Annotated in this window: 24 protein-coding genes and 1 pseudogene; 8 read left to right on the forward strand and 17 right to left on the reverse strand. The window is 45.7% G+C overall.

The window, feature by feature from the left end:
• From dsdA to AXI59_RS03985, 3 genes are all read right to left on the reverse strand, one after another.
• The coding region (gene dsdA, locus AXI59_RS03975; RefSeq protein WP_063668155.1) for a D-serine ammonia-lyase at positions 1-823 on the reverse strand (823 nt) is incomplete at its 3' end.
• A gap of 17 nt (positions 824-840) precedes the next feature.
• Positions 841-1,617 (reverse strand): SDR family NAD(P)-dependent oxidoreductase, encoded by a 777-nt coding sequence (locus AXI59_RS03980; RefSeq protein WP_061520856.1) that lies wholly within the window; start codon positions 1,615-1,617, stop codon positions 841-843.
• A gap of 5 nt (positions 1,618-1,622) precedes the next feature.
• Positions 1,623-2,582, reverse strand: coding sequence for an MBL fold metallo-hydrolase (locus AXI59_RS03985; RefSeq protein WP_061527483.1), 960 nt, complete (start codon positions 2,580-2,582; stop codon positions 1,623-1,625).
• Between the two features lie 395 nt (positions 2,583-2,977).
• Between AXI59_RS03985 and proC the strand changes: the two genes are divergently transcribed.
• Positions 2,978-3,817 carry a pyrroline-5-carboxylate reductase gene (gene proC, locus AXI59_RS03990; RefSeq protein WP_061527484.1) on the forward strand — a complete coding sequence of 280 codons (840 nt, stop codon included), beginning with the start codon at positions 2,978-2,980 and terminating at the stop codon, positions 3,815-3,817.
• 128 nt (positions 3,818-3,945) lie between these two features.
• Here the strand turns inward: proC and AXI59_RS03995 are convergent.
• A pseudogene (locus AXI59_RS03995) lies at positions 3,946-4,248 on the reverse strand (LysR family transcriptional regulator); the annotation flags it as partial.
• 133 nt (positions 4,249-4,381) lie between these two features.
• Here AXI59_RS03995 and AXI59_RS04000 point away from each other — a divergent pair.
• From AXI59_RS04000 to AXI59_RS04010, 3 genes are all read left to right on the forward strand, one after another.
• Positions 4,382-4,705 (forward strand): GlpM family protein, encoded by a 324-nt coding sequence (locus tag AXI59_RS04000; protein ID WP_061527485.1) that lies wholly within the window; start codon positions 4,382-4,384, stop codon positions 4,703-4,705.
• A gap of 162 nt (positions 4,706-4,867) precedes the next feature.
• Positions 4,868-5,884, forward strand: coding sequence for an NADPH dehydrogenase NamA (gene namA, locus AXI59_RS04005; protein WP_061520852.1), 1,017 nt, complete (start codon positions 4,868-4,870; stop codon positions 5,882-5,884).
• 114 nt (positions 5,885-5,998) lie between these two features.
• The gene (locus AXI59_RS04010; RefSeq protein WP_061527486.1) at positions 5,999-6,772 is read left to right on the forward strand and encodes an alpha/beta fold hydrolase; all 774 of its coding nucleotides are present in this window, start codon (positions 5,999-6,001) and stop codon (positions 6,770-6,772) included.
• Positions 6,773-6,826: 54 nt separating this feature from the next.
• On the opposite strand, the gene rpmG is transcribed toward AXI59_RS04010, so the two are convergent.
• Both rpmG and rnz read right to left on the reverse strand, forming a co-directional pair.
• Positions 6,827-6,976 (reverse strand): 50S ribosomal protein L33, encoded by a 150-nt coding sequence (rpmG, locus tag AXI59_RS04015; RefSeq protein ID WP_061520850.1) that lies wholly within the window; start codon positions 6,974-6,976, stop codon positions 6,827-6,829.
• Positions 6,977-7,050: 74 nt separating this feature from the next.
• Positions 7,051-7,974 (reverse strand): ribonuclease Z, encoded by a 924-nt coding sequence (gene rnz, locus AXI59_RS04020; protein WP_061527487.1) that lies wholly within the window; start codon positions 7,972-7,974, stop codon positions 7,051-7,053.
• Positions 7,975-8,182: 208 nt separating this feature from the next.
• On the opposite strand from rnz, the gene zwf reads away from it, so the two are divergent.
• Complete coding sequence (gene zwf / locus AXI59_RS04025; RefSeq protein ID WP_061527488.1) at positions 8,183-9,652, forward strand: glucose-6-phosphate dehydrogenase; 1,470 nt, start codon at positions 8,183-8,185, stop codon at positions 9,650-9,652.
• Between the two features lie 87 nt (positions 9,653-9,739).
• Here the strand turns inward: zwf and gndA are convergent, their stop codons facing one another.
• Together gndA and AXI59_RS04035 are read right to left on the reverse strand one after the other, a co-directional pair.
• Positions 9,740-11,149, reverse strand: a complete 1,410-nt coding sequence (gndA, locus tag AXI59_RS04030) for an NADP-dependent phosphogluconate dehydrogenase (RefSeq protein ID WP_061520847.1) — start codon at positions 11,147-11,149, stop codon at positions 9,740-9,742.
• Positions 11,150-11,257: 108 nt separating this feature from the next.
• On the reverse strand, positions 11,258-12,502 hold the full coding sequence (locus tag AXI59_RS04035) for a DNA polymerase IV (RefSeq protein ID WP_061520846.1): 1,245 nt from the start codon (positions 12,500-12,502) through the stop codon (positions 11,258-11,260).
• A gap of 77 nt (positions 12,503-12,579) precedes the next feature.
• Between AXI59_RS04035 and AXI59_RS04040 the strand changes: the two genes are divergently transcribed.
• Together AXI59_RS04040 and AXI59_RS04045 are read left to right on the forward strand one after the other, a co-directional pair.
• A complete protein-coding gene (locus AXI59_RS04040) occupies positions 12,580-12,861 on the forward strand; it encodes a hypothetical protein (protein ID WP_061527489.1) in 282 nt (93 codons plus the stop codon).
• Between the two features lie 33 nt (positions 12,862-12,894).
• Positions 12,895-13,728: a membrane protein insertase YidC gene (locus tag AXI59_RS04045; RefSeq protein WP_061527490.1), complete on the forward strand. Its 834-nt coding sequence runs from the start codon at positions 12,895-12,897 to the stop codon at positions 13,726-13,728.
• 391 nt (positions 13,729-14,119) lie between these two features.
• On the opposite strand, the gene AXI59_RS04050 is transcribed toward AXI59_RS04045, so the two are convergent.
• The 3 genes from AXI59_RS04050 to mce are packed head-to-tail and all read right to left on the reverse strand — an operon-like array spanning position 14,120 to position 17,190.
• Positions 14,120-15,235, reverse strand: a complete 1,116-nt coding sequence (locus AXI59_RS04050; protein WP_061520843.1) for a tripeptidase T — start codon at positions 15,233-15,235, stop codon at positions 14,120-14,122.
• A 16-nt stretch (positions 15,236-15,251) separates the two neighbouring features.
• Complete coding sequence (locus AXI59_RS04055) at positions 15,252-16,775, reverse strand: acyl-CoA carboxylase subunit beta (RefSeq protein WP_061527491.1); 1,524 nt, start codon at positions 16,773-16,775, stop codon at positions 15,252-15,254.
• Complete coding sequence (gene mce, locus AXI59_RS04060; protein WP_061520841.1) at positions 16,762-17,190, reverse strand: methylmalonyl-CoA epimerase; 429 nt, start codon at positions 17,188-17,190, stop codon at positions 16,762-16,764. The genes AXI59_RS04055 and mce overlap by 14 nt, the downstream gene beginning before the upstream one ends.
• Positions 17,191-17,288: 98 nt before the next feature.
• Here mce and prli42 point away from each other — a divergent pair, with 98 nt between their 5' ends.
• A complete protein-coding gene (gene prli42, locus AXI59_RS19685; protein WP_156476224.1) occupies positions 17,289-17,384 on the forward strand; it encodes a stressosome-associated protein Prli42 in 96 nt (31 codons plus the stop codon).
• 13 nt (positions 17,385-17,397) lie between these two features.
• Here the strand turns inward: prli42 and AXI59_RS04070 are convergent, their stop codons facing one another.
• The 6 genes from AXI59_RS04070 to brxB all read right to left on the reverse strand — a co-directional run bounded on the left by AXI59_RS04070 (position 17,398) and on the right by brxB (position 21,911).
• On the reverse strand, positions 17,398-17,928 hold the full coding sequence (locus AXI59_RS04070) for a L,D-transpeptidase (protein ID WP_061527492.1): 531 nt from the start codon (positions 17,926-17,928) through the stop codon (positions 17,398-17,400).
• A 51-nt stretch (positions 17,929-17,979) separates the two neighbouring features.
• On the reverse strand, positions 17,980-18,948 hold the full coding sequence (locus AXI59_RS04075; protein ID WP_061520838.1) for an aromatic acid exporter family protein: 969 nt from the start codon (positions 18,946-18,948) through the stop codon (positions 17,980-17,982).
• A 77-nt stretch (positions 18,949-19,025) separates the two neighbouring features.
• The gene (locus AXI59_RS04080; protein ID WP_061527493.1) at positions 19,026-19,748 is read right to left on the reverse strand and encodes an arginine ABC transporter ATP-binding protein ArtM; all 723 of its coding nucleotides are present in this window, start codon (positions 19,746-19,748) and stop codon (positions 19,026-19,028) included.
• Positions 19,741-20,400 (reverse strand): arginine ABC transporter permease ArtQ, encoded by a 660-nt coding sequence (locus AXI59_RS04085; protein WP_061520836.1) that lies wholly within the window; start codon positions 20,398-20,400, stop codon positions 19,741-19,743. The genes AXI59_RS04080 and AXI59_RS04085 overlap by 8 nt, the downstream gene beginning before the upstream one ends.
• Positions 20,401-20,461: 61 nt before the next feature.
• Positions 20,462-21,229 carry an arginine ABC transporter substrate-binding protein ArtP gene (locus AXI59_RS04090; RefSeq protein WP_061520835.1) on the reverse strand — a complete coding sequence of 256 codons (768 nt, stop codon included), beginning with the start codon at positions 21,227-21,229 and terminating at the stop codon, positions 20,462-20,464.
• A gap of 244 nt (positions 21,230-21,473) precedes the next feature.
• On the reverse strand, positions 21,474-21,911 hold the full coding sequence (gene brxB, locus AXI59_RS04095) for a bacilliredoxin BrxB (RefSeq protein WP_003153223.1): 438 nt from the start codon (positions 21,909-21,911) through the stop codon (positions 21,474-21,476).
• Between the last annotated feature and the right edge of the window lie 68 nt (positions 21,912-21,979).

Raw genomic sequence — 21,979 nt, forward strand, 5'->3', positions numbered from 1 at the left:
GCAGATAGACAAAAAGCGGCTCATCAGCGCCAGGTTTTATATTCATTTGCTCCAGCTGTTTTTTCAAACGGCCGCCCGCTGCCGCATAGCCTAATAACAGATCCCGCGAATGTTCATCGTCAATAAAATAACAATAAGGATCTTGCTCCGCCTGCCGGCGTCCCTCTTTAACCGCCTGGCTGTAGTCGGCTTTGTATTCTATAACGGAAACCCCTTTTTGGCGCAGCAAATCCTTCTTCCACTGCTTCGCGTCACTGGACATATGAACTGTTACGCGAAAGCCGAGCTTTGCGCCGATCATGCCGATACTTAAACCTAAATTACCTGTAGACCCGACAGCTATTGAGTAGCGGGAGAAAAAAGCGGTAAACCGCTCGTCATGTAAGATGCTGTAATCATCATCCTGTTTCAGCATTCCCGCTTTTACCGCAATGTCTTCGGCATGTTTCAGCACTTCATAAATACCGCCGCGGGCTTTAATTGACCCGGAAATCGGCAGGTCATGGTCACACTTTAAAAGCCAGCGCCCGGGCAAAGCTTCACCGCAGTCTTGTTCCAGCAGCTTCTGCATGTCATTGATGGCGGCAAGCGGTGATTCAATAAAACCATCTGCCTCTTTTGTCTCCGGAAAGGCCGAAGCGATATACGGCGCAAACCGGAGCAGCCTTTCTTCCGCTTCGTCAATTTCCTCTTTCCACTCAGCGCTGTTTTTTACCGCCTCATTTGTTTTGTGCGGGTTGGTCCAAAAAACTTCATGCGCCAGCGCCAATTGTTTAACAAGCGGCTCTTCCATAAGTGATGTGTGCATATCCCGACCTGCCATTTTATTTCTCCCCTTTATTACTTTTTCTTTAATACGCGCCCCGCCAGCTTTTCTACAAACGAAGGAAAGAGCTGGTACAGCTTCGTTCCCGCATTCATCCAGCGCGGAAGGTTGATTTCCCGTTTATTCGTTAAGACCGCTGCCGTAATGCGCTCCGCAACGCTGTCCGCATCAAGCATCCATCTTCCGACGCTTTTGACATAACCGCCCTCTTTATCAGCAATCGTAAAGAAATCAGTTTGGATAGGCCCCGGATTGACAGTCGTTACAGATATCCCCGTACCGGCCAATTCCATCCGCAGGGCGTTGGAATACCCTAAAACGGCATGTTTCGTGGCGGAGTAAAGACTTGATTTCGGCGTCGCCAGTTTGCCCGCCTGTGACGCAATATTGATAATGTGACCGCTGTTCGCGTGAAGCATAACAGGCAAGCAAGCTTTCGTACAGGCAATTAAGCCGTAAACGTTGACTTCAAACATGGCTTTCATATCCTCTAATGATGAATCAGCCGCAGTCTCAAATATGCCGAACCCGGCATTATTGATCAATACATCAACGGGCCCGATCAGGCGCCGCACGTCTTCAGCCTCTTCTATGTTGCTGACGTCAAACGGAAACACATCACACCGTCCGCCTCGCCCGATGATTGTTTTCTTCACTTCTTGCAGGCGATCCTCGCGCCGGGCGGACAAAAAGACATGCGCTCCTTCTGCCGCACATAAGTACGCAAGACGCTCGCCAAGCCCGCCGGATGCTCCCGTGATCCAGATCCGCTTATCTGTTAATCGGCCCACTTTCTTCACCCCCCTACAGCTTTAAACATCAGAGTATTTTCTGACTGGAAGGAAACAACGCTCCCCTCGGCGGCCAGTACATCAAGATGCCCGATCGTTTCTGACATCGTCAAAAACAATTCATTTTCATACACAGCCGGAAATAAACGCCGGCATACTTGGTAAGCGGTCAGCGTTTCTTCTGACAGCATGTGAAGCACGTATTCCGCCCGGTTTCTCTGTTTTTCTAATCGTCTGTCAGCGGCCGGCCTTACTTGTGTCAGCAGATCGCCGTGACCCGGATACGCAATGGACGGATTGATGTCATACAGCCGCTTCATCGACTTTACATAGTCGAGCATCGGCGAAGTGCGCCCGCTCCCCTGCTCGGGAGCCTCCAAAATCGGATTTGTCGAACTGTTTGATAACAGAAGATCTCCGCTGAACATTTTGCCGCTTTCTTCATGGAAGAGCGCAATATGAGAAGCGGCATGGCCTGGTATTTCAAGCACCGTCCAGCCGTCAAGGCCGTCAATTTTCCCGTTTTCTCTCACCGTTTTTGTTAAAGAGCGCTTAGCAGAAAATAAGTATGACATCTTGATCGTTTTATGTATGTCTTCAGGTGTAATCGGAACGCCCATATCAGTCAAAAGCCGCAGAAAAAAACGCTCCTGCTGCGCCATATACGGCTTATCCTGCGTGATGTATCTTTCATTAAGCGGATGCCCGATAATTTCCGTCTGTTCGGAAAATAAGTGCAGTAAACCTGAATGATCGGCATGGTGATGAGTCAGCACCACCTGCTCAATATCCGAAATTGCGGCCCCGTTCTCCGCAAGCTGCCTGCTGAGTGATTCAGCCGCCTCCTTTGTATTCGGGCCGCAATCGATAAGGGTTAGGGCTTCATCCTTTACTAAGTAGACGATAACGTCACCGACTGCAAACGGAGTCGGCACACGCATCGGAATGATTTCTCTCGCTGCCATTTTTACACTCCTTCGTTCTTTTAATTCCTGATTACTCATATTTTAGCCTTTTCTTTTCGCCGTGTCATTATTGCCGCATTTCAGAAAAAAATATTGACATCCCGCGGTGCCGCATAGCATAATGAACAACAAACTATGAACACACGGAACGCTATGACGGGGAACCAGTATATAAACAACGGCAGCAGAGAGTGATGTCCCAGGCTGAAAGACATTGCGGCCCTCTTGTTTACAGAACCTGTCCTCAGAGCGGTTAGGAAAACCTAAACGTACCCCTCGTTACGGGAGTTGAGCTGAGCACGGCCCATTCGTGCTAATATAAGGTGGTACCGCGAAACCTTTTCGTCCTTTTGACGGAAAGGTTTTTTTGTGTTTTGGAAAGAAGGAGGATTCATATGAAGAAAATTGGCTTTATCGGGGCAGGATCAATGGCGGAGGCAATGGTAAACGGGCTATTGCAAAGCGGAATGACGAAACCCGAATATATATATATGACAAACCGGTCAAATGACCAGAGGCTTCATGAGCTGCAGCACACATACGGTGTGCAGCCGTGCCGGGATAAACGGGAGTTTTTCAGCCAGACCGACATCATCGTTCTCGCTTTTAAGCCGAAAGATGCCGCAGAGAGCATTGAGAGCATCCGTGATTTTGTGAAACATCAGCTCGTTATCTCAGTGCTCGCCGGATTGACGATTGATACAATCCAGCATTATTTCGGCAGAAAGCTTACCGTCATCCGGGCGATGCCGAATACATCGGCGGCAATCAGAAAATCGGCGACCGGTTTTTCCGCCAGCCCTGAAGCGAGTGAGAATGAGATCAGCACGGCCAAGGCGCTTTTGGAAACGATCGGGGAAGCTGTATTATTTGAGGAAAAGCATCTTGACGCAGTCACAGCCATCGCCGGAAGCGGCCCCGCCTATGTGTATCAATATGTCGAAGCGATGGAAAAGGCAGCCCTTCAAGTCGGCTTGCCGGAAGAAACGGCGAAACAGCTGATTTTACAAACAATGACAGGCGCGACGGAAATGCTCATGAAAAGCAGCAAACGCCCGGAACGGCTGCGCAAGGAAATCACAAGCCCCGGCGGCACAACAGAAGCGGGTCTGCGCGCATTAAGCGAACGCCGATTTGAAGAAGCCATCATTCACTGCATTACAGAAACAGCTGCACGGAGCGCCGCCATTAAAGAACAATTCGCCGGAGCCGCCCTGCAAAAAACGAAAAAATAAGGTGACTAAAAGCATGGGCCATTGACCCGTGCTTTTTCACTCTATTTTTCTGCAGAATCGTACCGCACACATCGTTCATCAGAGATTTCCCAATCTTCTTCTAACAGTTTAAAGGCCGCGCTCTATTTCAACGAAGGAAAGGCGCCAAGCCGGATTTCCCCTATCTCGAATCCGTTAATATTATCAACGGTCTCAATCAATTTTTCATAGTTTTTTTGAATATCCTTCATGATGTGAAAAACTTTCAAACCGTTTGCAGTGGGCCTGACCCCATGCCGCTGTCTGATCAGCAGCGGAAAGCCGTACTCTTCTTCTAATTTACTGATCATTTGGCTGATGCTCGGCTGTGTATAATTCAATCTTGCAGCGGCTTGGGTCAGACTTCCGCTTTCAACCGTTTTAATAAAAGCTAAATGCTTCTTCAAATCCAATTGGCTCAACCCCCAGATATTATTCTTTCTAATCCAGCGCATAATTAATATTTAGTTTACTTATACATAAACCAAAAATAAAATGGCAATATCTCCATAATTATACTTTATAACAGAAAGTGAGAGTTTCAGCATGATTTTTCTCGTTCAATTCATTATTGGCGGCACTGTTATGGTTTCTGCCGCGTATTTAAGCAAATCGAAATACTTATTTTTATCAGGTGTTATCACATTGCTGCCCATCATGACTTTACTGAATATTCAATTGCAGCTGACAAATATGAGCGCCGACGATTTCAGAGCCGCTCAAAAAAATGGAATATTCGGCGCATTCGGGGCGGTTATTTTCATCAGCAGCATTTTTATCCTTACCAACTGGTTTAGAGGCGGCCACGCTGTTATCGGCGCGTTTATGATTTATATTTGCTATATGATCGGCTGCAAATGTCTTTTATGATTTGATCAGCATGAAAACACATTTCAATCGCCCTCTGTGCGTGTATAAAAATACTCCCGTCCATAACAATAATAAGGCTGCCTTTGCTTGAGCAGTTTATATGACGGGAAAGAATTGAGTTGTTATAATCAATGTCTAAAAACATTACGGGAGGCGAAAGAAATGACCAGAAAATTATTTACACCTTGGACGATAAAAGATGTAACGCTTAAAAACCGGATTGTGATGTCCCCGATGTGCATGTATTCTTCTCATGAAAAGGACGGGAAATTACAGCCGTTCCATATGGCGCACTACATATCGCGTGCAATCGGTCAGGTCGGATTAATTATCGTTGAGGCAACTGCGGTCAATCCGCAGGGGCGTATTTCCGATCAGGATTTAGGCATTTGGAGTGACGAGCATGTTGAAGGCTTTGCCAAACTGACTGAACAGGTCAAAGCACAGGGCTCAAAAATCGGCATTCAGCTCGCGCATGCCGGCCGCAAAGCCGAGCTGGAAGGAGAGATTTACGCTCCTTCAGCCATCCCTTTTGATAAACAGTCCAACACACCCGTTGAGATGACGACGGATCAAATCAAAGAAACGATACAGGAATTTAAGCAGGCTGCCGCGCGTGTGAAAGAAGCAGGCTTTGACATCATCGAGCTCCACGCCGCTCACGGCTACTTGATGCATGAATTTTTATCACCGCTTTCCAATCATCGCACAGATGAATACGGCGGCTCACCTGAAAACCGCTACCGTTTCTTAAGGGAAACAATTGATGCGGTGAAAGAGGTGTGGGACGGCCCGTTATTTGTCCGTGTATCCGCATCTGACTACACAGACAAGGGCTTAGACATTGCCGATCATATCGGTTTTGCGAAATGGATGAAGGAACAGGGAGTCGACTTGATTGATTGCAGTTCAGGCGCGCTTGTTCAAGCCGATATTAACGTCTTCCCGGGCTATCAAGTAAGCTTCGCTGATAAAATCCGCGAGCAGGCCGAAATCGCAACAGCTGCTGTCGGTATGATTACGACAGGAACGATGGCTGAAGAAATTCTGCAAAACGGACGCGCCGATCTTATTTTTATTGCCAGAGAACTCCTGCGCGACCCGCATTTTGCAAGAACCGCAGCAAAGCAGCTGAATACAGAAATACCTGCGCCCGTCCAATACGACAGAGCCTGGTAACAGAAGAGACAGCCAGAAATTTCCTTTTCGGCCGTCTCTTTTTTTATTTTGCGAGAAACGATTGCCGAAGGTTCTCCGTCTTCCCTATAGAACCAATTAGAGGGGATGACTCCAATGAATGCAGCATGGATGGAAAAGACATATCTGATTGACGGCTGTCCGTTTTATACGAAACACCGCAAAGGAACCAGCGAAGTGACGATCGTCTTTGAAGCCGGCTACGGCACTTCTTCTGAGACATGGACATCATTAATCACTGACCTGGATGAAGAATTTGGGGTTTTCACATACGATAGAGCCGGGATCGGCAAGAGCGGACACAGCGCAAACCGCAGAACGGCAGACCACATGGTTCAGGAATTACAATCCCTGCTCCACAAAGCAGGCGTAAAGCCTCCGTACCTTGTCGTCTCTCATTCATACGGCACGATTATCAGCAGACTATGGGCCAGCCGGAACAACCGGGATATTATCGGAATGGTGCTGCTTGATCCGGCTTCTGAAGATCAGGAACATAAAGTATTGCCGCTTTTGCCTGAAGAGATGAAAGCCGCCTATTTGAAGCAGTTTATGTTGGAAGGTTCACACGCGGATTTCCGCACCAGTCTTCGGCAGATCAAACAGCAGCAGCTCCACCTAGGCGATATGCCGCTTTTGATTTTATCATCGGGAGAACGAAATGAACGCTTAAAGACAGCGCATCAGCAATGGATCAAGCTGCACAGAAATCTCCTGGCTTTTTCTCATCAGAGCGGCTGGATACAGGCAACAAACAGCTCTCATGCCATTCATCATGATGAACCGCACATTGTTCATCTTGCCATTTACGATGTATGGTGTGCGGCCCGCCAGAAAATGAACGCTCCGGCTTATCAGGCAGTTAACTAGATTAAATAACAAAAGCCATTGTGTGGTATCACAATGGCTTTTCTTCTTGTTCGGTTATTTTGTTTCACGATGAACGGTATATCTTTTTAACCGCGGTGAATATTTTTTTAATTCTAAACGGTCTGGATTTGTTCGTTTGTTTTTCGTAGTGATGTAATTTCGGTCCCCTGTTTCTGTGCAAGCCAGTGTGACGTTTACCCGCATCATCTTTCCTCCTTAAATCGTAATAATTACGTTTTGTTATACAGGATCAAATAAACTTGTCAACCGCTCTTTTTTTAAGGCCTTTCCACGATGATTTCCATAAAATCAGATGCGATCGTACTGTTTTCAAAAACCGCCCTCGCTTCATTCTGCAATCGTTCAAGCGATTCTCCTTGATATCTGGCGCTGATATGGGTCAGTATCAGCTTTTTGGCCCCGGCTTCCTTTGCAGTTTGCGCGGCCTGCTCAGTCGTTGAATGATAATAATCATGTGCAAGCTTTGCATCCTCCTTGGCAAATGTCGCTTCATGGATAAGCAGATCGGCATCACGCGCAAGCTCTGTTACATGCACCGACACTCTGGTATCCCCGGAAAAAGCGACAATCCTCCCCTTCTTGGGCGGTTCCAAAAAATCTTTTCCATTTATGACTCGTCCGTCATCAAGCGTGACGGTTTCTCCTTTTTTTATGTCCTGATAGACGGGGCCTGGCGGGATGTTCATTTCTTTCAGTTTGTCTGCCTTTAAAGCGCCTGGCAAATCCTTTTCCTGAACCCGATAGCCGAACGCCTCTACTCCGTGAATGACAGGTTTGGCGGTAACGATAAATTGATCATCCTCAAATACGGTTCCTTCTTCGATTTCATAGACGGCAAGTGGATATGTCAGATGAGTCGCGGTCACTTTCAGGCTTGTCTCAATAAACGCTTTTATGCCTTTTGGCCCATAAATGGTCAGCTCCTCTTCCCCGCCCTGAAACGACCGGCTTCCCAAAAGCCCCGGCAGGCCGTAGACATGGTCGCCGTGAAGATGGGTGATAAAGATCTTTTCAATTTTTCGCGGTTTAATGGTTGTATGTAATATTTGGTGCTGAGTAGCTTCCCCGCAATCAAACAGCCAGACGGAACGCCTTTCTTCAAGAAGTTTCAGCGCGATGGACGTTACGTTCCTCGTCTTGGCCGGCATGCCGGCCCCCGTCCCTAAAAATAATAATTCCACATTGCTTCCTCCTAGATCTTTGTACTACTAAGAATACAGGATCAGGGTGAAAATGTGAATTCAATCGGGGTTCAGCCGCCCCGCTTCATTTTTTTCAGCATTCCGCAAAAAACAGGCTGAAATGTTTGCTTTCAACGAATTTTAGATTTAAAATGAAGGAAATATGCGGGGTTTTAAACCATGCTTCAGATAAAGTGAGGTACTCTAAGTGAAAACAAACGACAAACCAAAAGCAGTGATTGTAATATTTGGTGCCACAGGGGATTTAGCAAAACGAAAACTTTACCCGTCCATTCACCGTTTATATAAAAATGGTCAAATTGGTGAAGAATTTGCAGTTGTAGGTGTTGGGAGAAGACCGTGGTCAAATGAGGACCTCCGGGAAACCGTTAAAACGTCTGTTTCTCCATCAAGAGAGAAAGATATAGATGATTTCACATCTCATTTTTATTATCACCCGTTTGATGTAACGAATCCAAGTTCCTATCAAGAGCTGAAGGGCCTGCTTGATCAGCTTGAAGATACATATGAAATTCCGAATAACAGAATGTTTTATCTGGCGATGGCTCCTGAGTTTTTCGGCACAATCGCAAAATCTCTGAAAAATGAAGGCGTCACAGCGACAAAAGGCTGGTCCCGTCTCGTGATTGAAAAACCGTTCGGACATGACCTGCCAAGCGCTAAAGAATTGAACAAAGAAATCCGCGAAGCCTTCACGGAGGATCAAATCTACCGGATTGATCATTATTTAGGTAAACAAATGGTTCAAAATATAGAAGTCATCCGGTTTGCGAATGCGCTTTTCGAGCCGCTTTGGAACAGCCGCTATATCTCCAATATCCAGATTACATCAAGTGAGGATCTCGGTGTCGAGGACCGTGCGAGATATTATGAAAAATCAGGCGCGCTCCGGGACATGGTGCAAAACCATATTTTACAAATGGTTGCCCTCTTGGCGATGGAACCGCCGATTAAACTGAATACTGAAGAAATCCGCAGTGAAAAAGTAAAGGTGCTGAGAGCCCTCCGGCCGATTGCCACAGATGAAGTTGATGATTACTTCGTCCGCGGCCAATACCAAGCCGGCAGCATTGACGGCAATTCTGTGCCGAGCTATACAGAAGAACATAACGTAGCACCGGATTCAAACACAGAAACCTTCGTGTCCGGGAAGCTTTTAATCGATAACTTCCGCTGGGCCGGCGTTCCGTTTTATATCCGTACAGGAAAACGGATGAAAGAGAAATCAACGAAAATCGTCGTTCAGTTTAAAGACATTCCGATGAATCTTTATTACGGCAATGAAACGAATGTGAATCCGAACCTGCTTGTCATCCACATCCAGCCGGATGAAGGCATCACGCTTTATTTGAACGCCAAAAAATTAGGCGGAGCCGCTCACGCTCAGCCAATCAAACTCGATTACTGCAGCAACTGCAGTGATGAAATGAATACACCGGAAGCATATGAAAAATTAATTCACGATTGTCTGTTAGGAGATGCGACAAACTTTGCCCATTGGGATGAAGTGGCGCTTTCCTGGAGCTTCGTTGATGCGATTTCCGAAACATGGGCCGCAAACAAAACACTTTCTCCAAACTATGAAGCAGGCTCAATGGGCCCTAAAGCTTCTGATGACCTCTTGGAGAAAGACGGCTTACACTGGTGGAATATATAAAAAAACAAAACCTAGGCGGTTACAGATAACTGCCTAGGTTTTTTTCATAACAAAAACCCCCGCGGCTGCAGGGGTTTTTTACTTTTATTATTTCATCCACTCAGTGTGGAAAATACCTTCTTTATCCGTACGCTCATATGTGTGCGCGCCGAAGTAGTCGCGCTGCGCTTGAATTAAGTTCGCAGGAAGCACAGCTGTGCGGTAGCTGTCGTAATACGCAAGTGCGCTTGAGAACGAAGGTACCGGCACACCTTGGGCTACGGCAAGTGAAATCACTTGGCGAAGAGCGCCTTGGTAGCTCTCTGCAATATTTTTGAAGTAGCTGTCAAGCAGCAAGTTATTAAGCTCAGGCTCACGGTCATACGCATCTTTGATCTTTTGCAGGAATGCAGCACGGATGATGCAGCCGCCGCGGAAGATCATAGCGATTTCCCCGTATTTCAAATCCCAGTTATATTCATCAGACGCGGCTTTCATTTGTGCAAAGCCTTGTGCGTAAGAACAGATTTTACTCATAAAGAGCGCTTTTCTGACCGCTTCAATCAGCTCTTCTTTATTTTCAGTAACAGGTTTCACGTCAGGGCCAGCCAGAATGCCGCTCGCTTTCACGCGTTCTTCTTTCATCGCTGAAATGAAACGCGCAAACACAGATTCAGTGATGATCGGAAGCGGTACGCCTAAGTCAAGTGCGCTTTGGCTTGTCCATTTGCCCGTGCCTTTTTGGCCGGCTTTATCGAGGATCACGTCAACAAGCGGTTTGCCTGTTTCTTCATCTTTTTTAGTGAAGATGTCAGCCGTGATTTCGATCAGATAACTGTCAAGCTCGCCTTTATTCCACTCAGCGAATACTTCGTGAAGCTCTTCAGCAGACAGTCCGAGCACCTGTTTCAAGATGAAGTAAGACTCTGAAATGAGCTGCATGTCTCCGTATTCGATACCGTTGTGCACCATTTTTACATAGTGCCCCGCTCCGTCCGGGCCGATGTATGTCGTACAAGCATCGCCGTCAACCTTTGCAGAAATGGCTTCTAAAATCGGCTTTACGAGCTCATGCGCTTCTTTTTGTCCTCCCGGCATAATAGAAGGCCCTTTCAGTGCTCCTTCTTCACCGCCTGATACACCCGTTCCGATAAAGTGAATGCCGCTTTCGGCAAGCTCTTTGTTTCGGCGCTGTGTATCTTTGTAGTATGTATTTCCGCCGTCAATCAAAATATCGTCTTTTTCCAGGTGCGGAAGAAGAGATTGAATCGTCGCATCTGTTGCAGTTCCCGCTTTTACCATTAATAAAATCTTGCGCGGTTTTTCCAGAGACTGGACAAATTCCTCAATGCTGTATGTACCGACAACGTTTTTGCCTTTTGCCTCTTCCAAAAACTCTTCCGTTTTGCTGCTTGATCTGTTAAACACAGAAACAGAAAATCCCCGGCTTTCGATATTAAGAGCCAGATTTTTACCCATTACCGCAAGACCGATAACTCCGATTTGTTGTTTTGACATATTCTAACGTCCCTTCTACAAACGTTTAACCATTTTAAAATTTAAATTAAAATAAAATGATATTTATACTAAAGAAATTATCATACATAACCCCTTTTTTCAAGTTATTCAGCTTTTCTTTTCATCCTGAAAAAAGTCTCTGTTAAAGCTGGTCCCTTTTGTTTTGCTTTCTTCTTTTTTTAATGTGGCGCCTTTTCTGATCAGGTTTGCGCCATACTTCTCATTCAGCTGATTCATCATTTGATAAATCGGTTCGTCCTTTGCATCTTCTTTGAATGTAAACAAATCAAGCTGTTTGTAAGCCTGTTCTTTTTCGACAAGTTCAGTGCCGGTTATGCCGAGAAGCCTGACAGGTTTTTGATTCCAATGCTTTTCAAACAGTTGCATCGCCGCATTCAGGATGTCTTTCTTTTGATCAATCGGGTTGTTAAGGGTCTTGCTTCTCGTGACCGTTTTCCAATCCGCATAACGGATCATGATAAACAGCCGGCAGGCCATGACTTCCTTACGCTGAAGACGTTCACTTACAGAAAGCGCCAGCCTTTCAAACACGCCGAATAATTCATCCTCGTCTGTGCTGTCATGTGAAAGCGTGGATGAGTTCCCGACGCTTTTAAATTCATAAATCCGCTCAGGATCAACCTCCGCATGGTGAATGCCGTTTGCTTTTTCCTTCAGCCGCGGGCCGTTAATTCCGAGCAACGCTTTCAGCGCATGCTCATCCCCCTTGGCTAAATCACCGATTGTAGTGATGCCGAGTGTTTTTATTTTTTCCGCGGTTTTCGTTCCTATACCGTACATTTCTTCGATCGGCAGAGGCCACAATACAGCCGGCAGCTCCCTTTTTCTTAAAATCGTGATGCCGAGCGGTTTTTTCATATCAGACGCCATTTTTGCGAGAAATTTATTCGGAGCGATGCCGATGCTTGAGGGAAGCAGCAGCTCTTTTTGCAGCCTTTCCTGAATTTCTTTCGCCGTTTCATACGCCCGGCTTCTGTACGGCGTGTCCGTTATATCCATATAACCTTCATCGATAGAGACAGGCTCGACTAGATCCGTATACTGGCGGAGGATGCTGAACATTTCTTTTGACGAGCTGCGATAGCGATCAAAATTCGGAGGCACCACAATCAGTTCCGGACAGAAGCGTTTTGCCTGCCAAACCGGCATGGTGGTTTTTACGCCGCGCGCTCTTGCTTCGTAGCTGCAAGTGACGACGATTCCTTTTCGTTCCTTGACGTTTCCGGCAACGGCAAGGGGCTTCCCCCTTAAAGACGGGTCATACGCCATCTCAACGGAAGCATAAAAGCTGTTCATATCAATATGAAATATAATTCTTCCTTTTCCAGCCATCGCCTCCGCCCCCCTTTCATTCGATAGACAAACCTCTTATATATATAGTAAAATAAAGACTGAATGGATGTGATAAAATGATTCTTGAGTCAATGAATGACTTTTTATTTTTAGTCGATTTTTTCACAATTATTCTTCCCGCTCTGACTGCGATCGGTATTGCTTTTCTTTTACGTGAGTGCCGTGCAGGCGAGCATTGGAGAACGAAACGCATAGACGAATATCAAGCAGTCGTTCAGCTGAACCGAACAGACTTTCTTATTATTATATATCATCGCATTACAACGTGGATACGTAAAGTCATCCGCATGAATTCACCGGTGAATGATGATGAAGATGTCAACGCCCTCCTTTTATAACACAAAGCAATGATTAAAAGGAGGAGACTGTGATTGTCTAAAACATATCAAAAACTTATTGCGTTCGGATTATTTTTCATCGTGCTGTTCACTGGCCAGTCGGCTTTTGCCGCTACAGCTCAGACTCAGACGGGAGGACTCGGGAATATCGGATTTTTCCATCATTACCTGATCGAGCCGTTTTCCGCACTGTTAAAAGGAGTGGCCGGCCTGTTCCATGGTGAATACGGACTGTCTATTATTCTTGTGACGATTATCGTCCGTATTGTTGTATTGCCTTTGTTCGTGAACCAGTTTAAAAAGCAGCGTATGTTCCAGGAAAAAATGGCTGTGATTAAACCGCAGGTGGACAGCATTCAGGCAAAAATGAAAAAAAACAAAGATCCTGAGAAGCAAAAAGAACTTCAGATGGAAATGATGAAGCTGTATCGTGACAACAATCTGAATCCGATGGCGATGGGCTGTCTTCCGATGCTGGTGCAATTCCCGATTCTGATCGGTTTTTATTACGCCATCCGTTCGACACCGGAAATCGCTTCGCACTCTTTTCTGTGGTTCAGCTTAGGGCATTCCGATCTCCTTGTATCACTTTGCGCGGGCGCCATGTATTTTTTACAGGCTTATATTTCTCAAAAATTAAATGCGAAATATTCACCGGCCGCCCAAAACCCGGCCGCTATGCAGTCTGCTAAAATCATGGTCTTTATCTTCCCGGTCATGATGACGATTTTTTCGCTTAACGTACCGGCTGCACTTCCGCTTTACTGGTTTACAAGCGGATTGTTCCTGACAGTGCAAAACGTATTGTTACAGCAAACTCATCATAAAAAGAAAGCAACGGCCGCCCAAGCGGAGCCTGCAAAATAATACAGAAACCTGCCGGATGGATTCCGGCAGGTTTTTTTCTGTCCATGGCCGTCTTCCTGCGGGGCTGAAAGCAGATTTCTATCACAACAACGCTTGGCGGTTTTGACAGGGATCATATAGCTGAAGCTTTCGGTTTAGAAAAGGATCGTTATCTCCCTATTATGCTTATTTCAGCAGGAAAAGCCGGCGAAGAAGGTTATAAATCTTACCGTTTACCTGTCGAAACTGCTGCAAAATGGCAATAAATTCTCCTTAAAAACTAGTATTATTATGTTCAAGTTTAAAAGATGACTTGCGGATCTTTATTTTTTGAATTTTTATGAGGTCTTATTTTGGACGCTGAAAAAGTACACATAAAAAAGCACCCAAGCCGTCTTGGGTGCTTAAGTCTTTAGTTTGCCGCCACTTCGATTACTGCAACGACCATTTCTGCTGTTTTGACGAGCTCTTCAATCGGCATTTTTTCATTTTTCGTATGAATTTGTTCGTAGCCGACTGACAGATTGACTGTCGGAATGCCGTGGCCGGCAATGACGTTTGCGTCACTTCCGCCTCCGCTTGTCTGAAGTTCGCTCGGCCGTCCGATTTTTGCCGCCGCTTTTTTAGCGACTTCTACAACCTGGTCTCCGTCCTGATATTTGAAGCCGGGATACATGACCGCTATGTCCACTTCAGCTCGTCCTCCCATGTCAGCTGCCGCTGATTCAAAGGCTTCTTTCATTTTTTGCACTTGCGCTTCCATTTTTTCAGGGACTAATGAACGCGCTTCAGCAAGAATGTCGACTTGATCGCACACGATATTGGTTTGCGTGCCGCCTTCAAAACGTCCGATATTTGCCGTCGTTTCCTCGTCAATTCGACCCAGCGGCATTTTTGAGATCGCTTTGGACGCGATTGTAATGGCAGAAATGCCTTTTTCCGGTTCTACTCCGGCATGAGCCGTTTTGCCGTAAATCGTCGCTTTTACTTTCGCTTGTGTCGGTGCGGCTACAATGATATTGCCGACTTTGCCGTCAGAATCAAGCGCAAATCCGTATTTCGCGGTAATGTCTGAACGATCCATCGCTTTGGCTCCAACCAATCCAGATTCTTCGCCGACTGTGATAATGAATTCAATCGTACCGTGCTCAATATTTTGTTCTTTCAGCACTTTAATGGCTTCAAACATCGCGGCAAGGCCTGTTTTATCATCGGCGCCAAGAATAGTCGTGCCGTCTGTTTTCACATATCCGTTTTCTATGACCGGTTTTACTCCGTTGCCCGGGACAACCGTGTCCATGTGTGATGTAAAATAAATGGTATCCGCTTCTTTTGTGCCTTTCAGCGTACAAATTAAGTTGCCGGCTCCGTGGCCCGTCACATCTTTTGTATTGTCTTCTTTTACGCTCAAACCTAAATCAGTAAACTTTTGTTTGAGCACCTTGCAGATTTCCGCTTCATGTTTTGTTTCTGAATCGATTTGGACGAGTTCCAGAAATTCTTCGAGCAGGCGTTTTTCGTTTACCATTTTCAGTTCCCTCCGTTTAAAGCGGTATATTACCGTGCTTTTTTTTCGGTCTTTCCTCTTCCTTATGCGCAAGCATGTCATATGCTTGAATCAATTTTTTCCTCGACTCTTCCGGACGGATGATATCATCCACCATTCCGCAGGCTGCGGCTCTGTACGGGCCTGAGTTTTCCTTTTGGTAAATGGCTGTTTTTTCGCGTTTTGTTTTTTCCGGATCATCAGAAGCTTTAATTTCTTTGCCGTATAAAATCGAAGCGGCTCCTTCCGCTCCCATAACGGCAATTTCTGCGTTAGGCCAGGCAAATACAAGATCTGCTCCGATCGCTTTGGAATTCATGGCGACATAAGCCCCGCCGTAAGCTTTTCTGATGATGAGCGTTACTTTCGGAACGGTCGCTTCCGCGAAAGCATACAGCAATTTCGCCCCGTGCCGGATGATTCCGCCGTGCTCCTGCTGAATGCCGGGCAGAAACCCAGGGACATCCGCTATCGTTAACAGCGGAATATGAAACGCATCGCAAAAACGGATGAATCTTGACGCTTTATCAGCGGCGTCAATCGTCAGGCTTCCCGCCAAATGTTTCGGCTGACTTGCGACAATGCCCACTGTACGCCGGCCGAGCTTCAGAAAACCGACAACAATGTTTTTGGCAAAATACGGCTGAATGTCAAAAAACGTTCCGTCATCCGCCAGCTCTTTGATCACGTGTAACACATCGTAAGGCTTCGAGCTGTCTGCAGGAACGAGGGTGTGTAATAACGGCCTGGCATCTTCCTTTTTGGCAGGGGAAGGTGTTTCCGCTCCATGCGGGAGATAAGAAAGCAGTGTTTTTACTGCGGAAAGCGCCTCTTTTTCCGTTTTTGCCGAATAGTGGGCATTTCCGCTTACAACATTATGTATTCCCGCACCGCCTAAGCTTTCCGCGTCAATCTGCTCGCCCGTTACATGCTCAATCACTTTCGGGCCTGTGATAAACATTTGCGACGTGTTTTCCGCCATAAAGGTGAAATCTGTCAGAGCAGGAGAATAAACAGCGCCTCCCGCGCAAGGCCCTAAAATGACCGAGATTTGCGGGATCACCCCTGAGTAAAGGACGTTGCGCCTGAAGATGTGACCGTATCCATCTAATGATACCACACCCTCTTGAATTCTCGCACCACCTGAGTCATTCAGGCCGATCATCGGGGCTTTATTTTTCGCCGCTAGATCCATCACCGCAGCGATTTTTTTCGCATGTGTTTCGCCAAGCGTGCCGCCAAGCACGGTAAAATCATGGGCGAACAAATAGACCGGCCGGCCTTCAATCGTGCCGTATCCGGTAATGACACCGTCCCCGGCTGCGCTTTGAAGCCCCGGCATGCGGCTTTCTGCGAATGGGTGGAGCTCTGAAAAACTGTCTTTGTCCAATAAATATGTAATTCTCTCTCTTGCCGTCAGCTTGCCCTTTTTATGCTGTTTCGAATTTCTGACCGTTCCTCCCCCGTTTGTTAAAAGGGAACGTTTTTCATTTAAGTTTCTGATATGGTCACTCATGCTCATCTGGATGCCCTCCTTTTTCAATTGTTTCGCAAAGCTCAATCAGGACCCCGTTCGTTTCCCGGGGAGAAAGGAACGCAATTCGTTTTCTGCCGGCCCCGGTTTGCGGCTCTTTGTTGATCATCGTCATGTGCGATGCTTCAAATTCTTTTATCGTCTCCGTTATATCGGCACACTGAAATGCGAGGTGATGCATCCCTTCGCCTCTTTTTTGCAAAAATGAGAAGACCGGGCCGTCATCAGACAGGGGTTCAATGAGTTCAAGCTTTGTTTCTCCCGCCTCTAAAAAACAGACTTTCACCTTTTGTTCCGCAATCAGTTCATCTCCCATATCCTTCAGTCCCAGCATACGTTTGTAAAACTTTTTTGCCGCTTCAACGGAGTAGACGGCAATGCCGATATGATCAAGTTTTTTCATAGCGCGACCACCTGCTTTCCGCCATAGGATATGGCTTGTTCATACACGCAAAACACGTTAAAATGTAGACAGTAATCATAAGGAGTGAAACGATAACGATGTCCCAGAAATTCATGAAAAGCGCAGTCATCGTCATTTTGGGCGTATTTATACTGTCGACAGTCCTCTCAGGCATCATTATGTATTTGCAATAAAAAAGCAGGCACCTCATTGAACGGGTATTTCCTGCTTTTTTATGAGGGCTCTCCGCTCTTTCGCAATGTCCTCAAATGAACGGCTGTCTTTCGTAATGAATACCTTTGTTCCAGGAGGGATGATCTGAAATACGTGAATGACGTCCCGGTTTCTCATGCGTATGCATCCGTTTGATACAAACCCGCCGATCAGCTCTTCTCTGTTCGTCCCGTGAATCCCATACATTCTTCCGTCAGTTCCTTTGGCGTCAAAGCCGATCCAGCGGACTCCGAGCGGATTTTCAGGCGCTCCTCCTTCTACGTTTTTCTTTCGGTAATACGGATTAACGGCTTTGACCGTAACCGTAAACTCCCCCTCCGGCGTCAAATCGTCTGTTTTCCCCGTCGCCACCTGATAAATGCCTTCTATCTTATTATTTTTCACGACGGCCAGTGCGTTTGTTGTTTTATTGACAATGATATAAGGGTCACCCGGCAATGGGTTTGCGCCAAGCGGCCAGAGCGGGGACAGCAATAAGGCGATTGAACATAAAAAAAATCGCATGAGCTCCTCCTTTTTTCATTAGAATGACCAATGAAGGCGGAGCTCATGCGATTATCCAAGTGTTTTTTGCAGCTTAATGCCTTTAAAATAACTTTTAATGACCAAGTATTGTTCCATCTCACCGAGCAGGTGGAACAACGCCGCCCGGGCTTCAAACTCCTCGCGTGTTGCCGGGAGCGGCATTTCTTCAAATTCCATCCTCATTTCGGCAAGTCTCTTTAAAAATTTATGGGCCGTATTCCCCGGGTGAATGGCTTCCCTTAGTTCATGAATGAAATGGGCGATCATTTTCCCTTGTTCTACGGTTATTGAAATGGATGTAATCTTGGGCAGCAGCCTCTCAATGATTTCAAATTGCTTCTGCCTCATTTTAAAATAATGATAGTAAAGATTTTCGTGGCGCATGATGTGATTCTGTACATCACGATAGGCCAAGTTTTTCGCCTCTTGAATTAATTGATGCGTTTCCGGTATCTCCTTCCCGGTCCAATCTTGCTCACCAGTTAACAAATAACGCTCGATTTCGGCAAAGATGACGGCGAAGTTATCCTCGATTTTTTTCCGGTACGCAGCGAGTTCTCTGTCCAGGCTCGGCATATACAGGTTCATTAAAAGCGCGACGCCGATGCCGACGGTGATTAACTGAAACTCATTCCAGATAAACGACATCGTAATGCCTCCGGACATATATAAATGAAGAATGATGACTGAGCTGGTGACGATCCCTTCGTTTATTTTTAAGACGACGGTAGTCGGAATGAACAGCACCAGCAATATTCCGATCACAAACGGATGATATCCGATCAGCCCAAAAAAGACATAAGAAAAGACAATAGCTAATAAACAGGCGGCAAATCGGGCCCATGATGCCTGAAGTGATCGTTTTTGCGTAATTTGTATGCACAATATGGTGATAATGCCTGCGGATGCGAAGTTTTGCAAATGCAACAGCTGGGCTACATAAATGGCCAATGCCGTTCCAAGTGCCGTCTTTAGTGTGCGATAACCAATTTTAAACATTGCTGACTCCATTCTGTTGTTTCTTTCTCAATAAAAAAGAAGAAGATGCACCCTTCTTCTTTTCTCACAGTTTTATTTTATAATATTTTTTCTAAAAAGTCCTGTGCTCTTTTCGACTTCGTAGAAAGAAAAAATTCGTTTGGCGGTCCGTCTTCCACTATTGTCCCCTCATCCATAAATAATACGCGGTCAGCCACTTCTTTGGCAAAACCCATTTCATGCGTAACGATTACCATGGTCATGCCCGTTTCAACAAGCTCTTTCATGACCTCGAGCACTTCCTTTACCATTTCCGGATCAAGGGCTGAGGTCGGTTCATCAAACAGCATGATATCAGGATTCATGGCAAGAGCCCGCGCAATGGCGACACGCTGCTTTTGGCCTCCTGACAAACGGTTTGGATAGTCGTTCCGTTTTTCAAGCAGCCCGACTTTTTCAAGGAGAGCGCAAGCCTTTTCCTCAGCTTCCTTTTTTGATGCTTTTTTTACATTTACGGGCGCGTACATGATATTTTCCAGTACCGTTTTATGGGGAAACAGGTGGAAATGCTGAAAGACCATTCCGATATTTTCCCGCACCTTCAGCGTATTCGTTTTAGCGGCGGTAATTTCTTTTTCTTTAATGGTTATCGTTCCGCCGCTTGGCTTTTCCAGCAGGTTTAAACAGCGCAGAAATGTTGATTTCCCTGAACCTGAAGGCCCGATCACCGCCACGACTTCTCCTTCGCCTATTTGTGTCGAAATATTTTTTAACACTTCATGTTTCCCAAATGATTTTGACAGCTTGTCGACTTTAATCATTGGCTTTCAGCTTCCTTTCTACGCCTTTGCCGATAAACGCTAAAATCAGCACGAGCACATAATAGATTAAACCGGCCACGATAAGAGGCTCCAAATAGTTGTATGTCGCCGCTCCCGCCTGATAAGCCCGTCTCATAATGTCGCCGAGACCGATGACTGTGACGATCGCCGATTCTTTCGTCAAGGTGATTAATTCATTAATGATTGCAGGTGAAATGTTTTTAAACGCCTGCGGCAGCAGCAAATCTTTCATCATTTTTCCGTACGGCACGCCAAGGGCGACAGCAGCCTCTTTTTGGCCTTTATCTATCGCATTAATTCCGGCTCTGATAATTTCAGAGACGTAAGCAGCTGAATTGAGCGATAATGCCGTGACCGCCGCCCAAAATTGATCGATCTGAAAACCGAGCAGCTGAGGCATTCCGAAATAAATGATCATCAGCTGCAGCACGAGCGGCGTGCCGCGGAATATTGAAGTATAAAAATCCGCAATCCATTTAAGCGGACTGAATGTGCTGATTTTAAACAAGCTGAGCACAATTCCCAATACAAGGCCGATCACTGCTGAGACGAGCACAATTTTTAATGTGATCGCGAGGCCTTCTAATATAAAAGGAATTTGGGGTATTGTCGCTGAGAAATCCAAATTCATACGCTTGATCTCCTTTATCTTCATTCACGATAAAAAGCTCAACGAAAAGTTGAGCTTTCTTTTATTTCTCGTTGCTGAACCATTTTTTCTTCAGTTTTTCAATGTCTCCGTTTTTCTCCATTTCTTTGAGCGCTTTGTTAAATTTCGCTGTTACATCGCTGTCTTTGCGGAATGCAATCGCGGAGCCGGATTCATCTGATTTTGCATCCTCGGACGCAAAGCCCTGCAAATCGTTATTTGAGCTGAAATAACCTTGCGCAACGATGTCTTCAATAATCGCGGCATCGAAACGTCCTGATTTGATTTCCTCGGTTAAGTCTGAAATGCGGTTGCGGTCTTCAAGCTGAAAACCATATTTAGAAGAAAGCTGTTTTCCTTTTTCCTCTTGAATGGAACCGAGCTGAACGCCGACAGTTTTACCTTTTAAGTCTTTCAGGGATTTGATGCTGCTTCCCTTTTTCGTAACGATCATATTATTTGCAGTATAATAAATATCAGAAAAATCAACTTGTTTTTTCCGTTCCGGCGTAGGTGTCATTCCTGATAGAATCATGTCAACCTGCTTTGATTTCAGAGCGGTAATCAGGCTGTTAAAGTCCATATCCTGCACTTCAACGTCATACCCCGTCTTTTTGCCCAAAGCTTTTGCTAAGTCGACGTCAAACCCGACGATTTTATCTCCATCTTTATATTCAAACGGTTTATAATCAGCCGATGTACCCATAATCAGTTTTTTCTTCCCGTCTCCTGAGTCCGAATTGCCCGATCCGCAGGCCGACAGCGCAAAAGTGATACATGCGGCAATCAATACCAACAGCCATTTTTTCATGATCATTTTCCCCCATATCTTTTTCTCTCGCAATCTTGAATATTTATTCGTTAATTTGTATTTTAAACACTTTTTAATTGTTATGCAATACTATTTTTAAAAAATATCTATCCCTCTCTATATTTATTATTACAGTAGATTTAAAAACAGATTATCGTCCGGCGCATTATGAATAAACATTAATATTTATACATTCTTAACATAAAAAAACCCCTCAGCTTCAGGCTTCGGGGTTCGTGTTTCTTTATACTTCTTCACAATATTCTTCAAATGCTTCTTGCAGTTTTGTAACGACAGCCATCGGTTCGTGCCCTTCAATTTCATGGCGTTCGACCATTTTCATAATTTTTCCGTCTTTTAGAATAGCAAATGACGGAGAAGACGGCGGGTAGCCCTCGAAGTATTCTCTCGCTTTCGCTGTCGCCTCTTTGTCCTGTCCGGCAAATACCGTGACGAGCTGATCCGGGCGTTTATCGTAATGAACGGAATGGTATGCCGCAGGTCTTGCAATGCCGCCTGCACATCCGCACACTGAATTGACCATGACAAGCGTCGTTCCTTTTTTCGAAAGCGCTTCGTCCACTTCCTCGGCTGTTTTCAGCTCCGTATAACCGGCCGCCGTAATTTCCTGGCGGGCTTGGCGCACAACATCATTCATAAATAAATTAAAATCCATATTCAATTGGGACCTCTCCTTTTTCGTCATCTCTTCTTATGATAGCAAGGAACCTGCCGTATCGGCAAATCACA

The organism is Bacillus nakamurai, assembly GCF_001584325.1.
GTDB classification, from domain to species: Bacteria; Bacillota; Bacilli; order Bacillales; family Bacillaceae; genus Bacillus; species Bacillus nakamurai.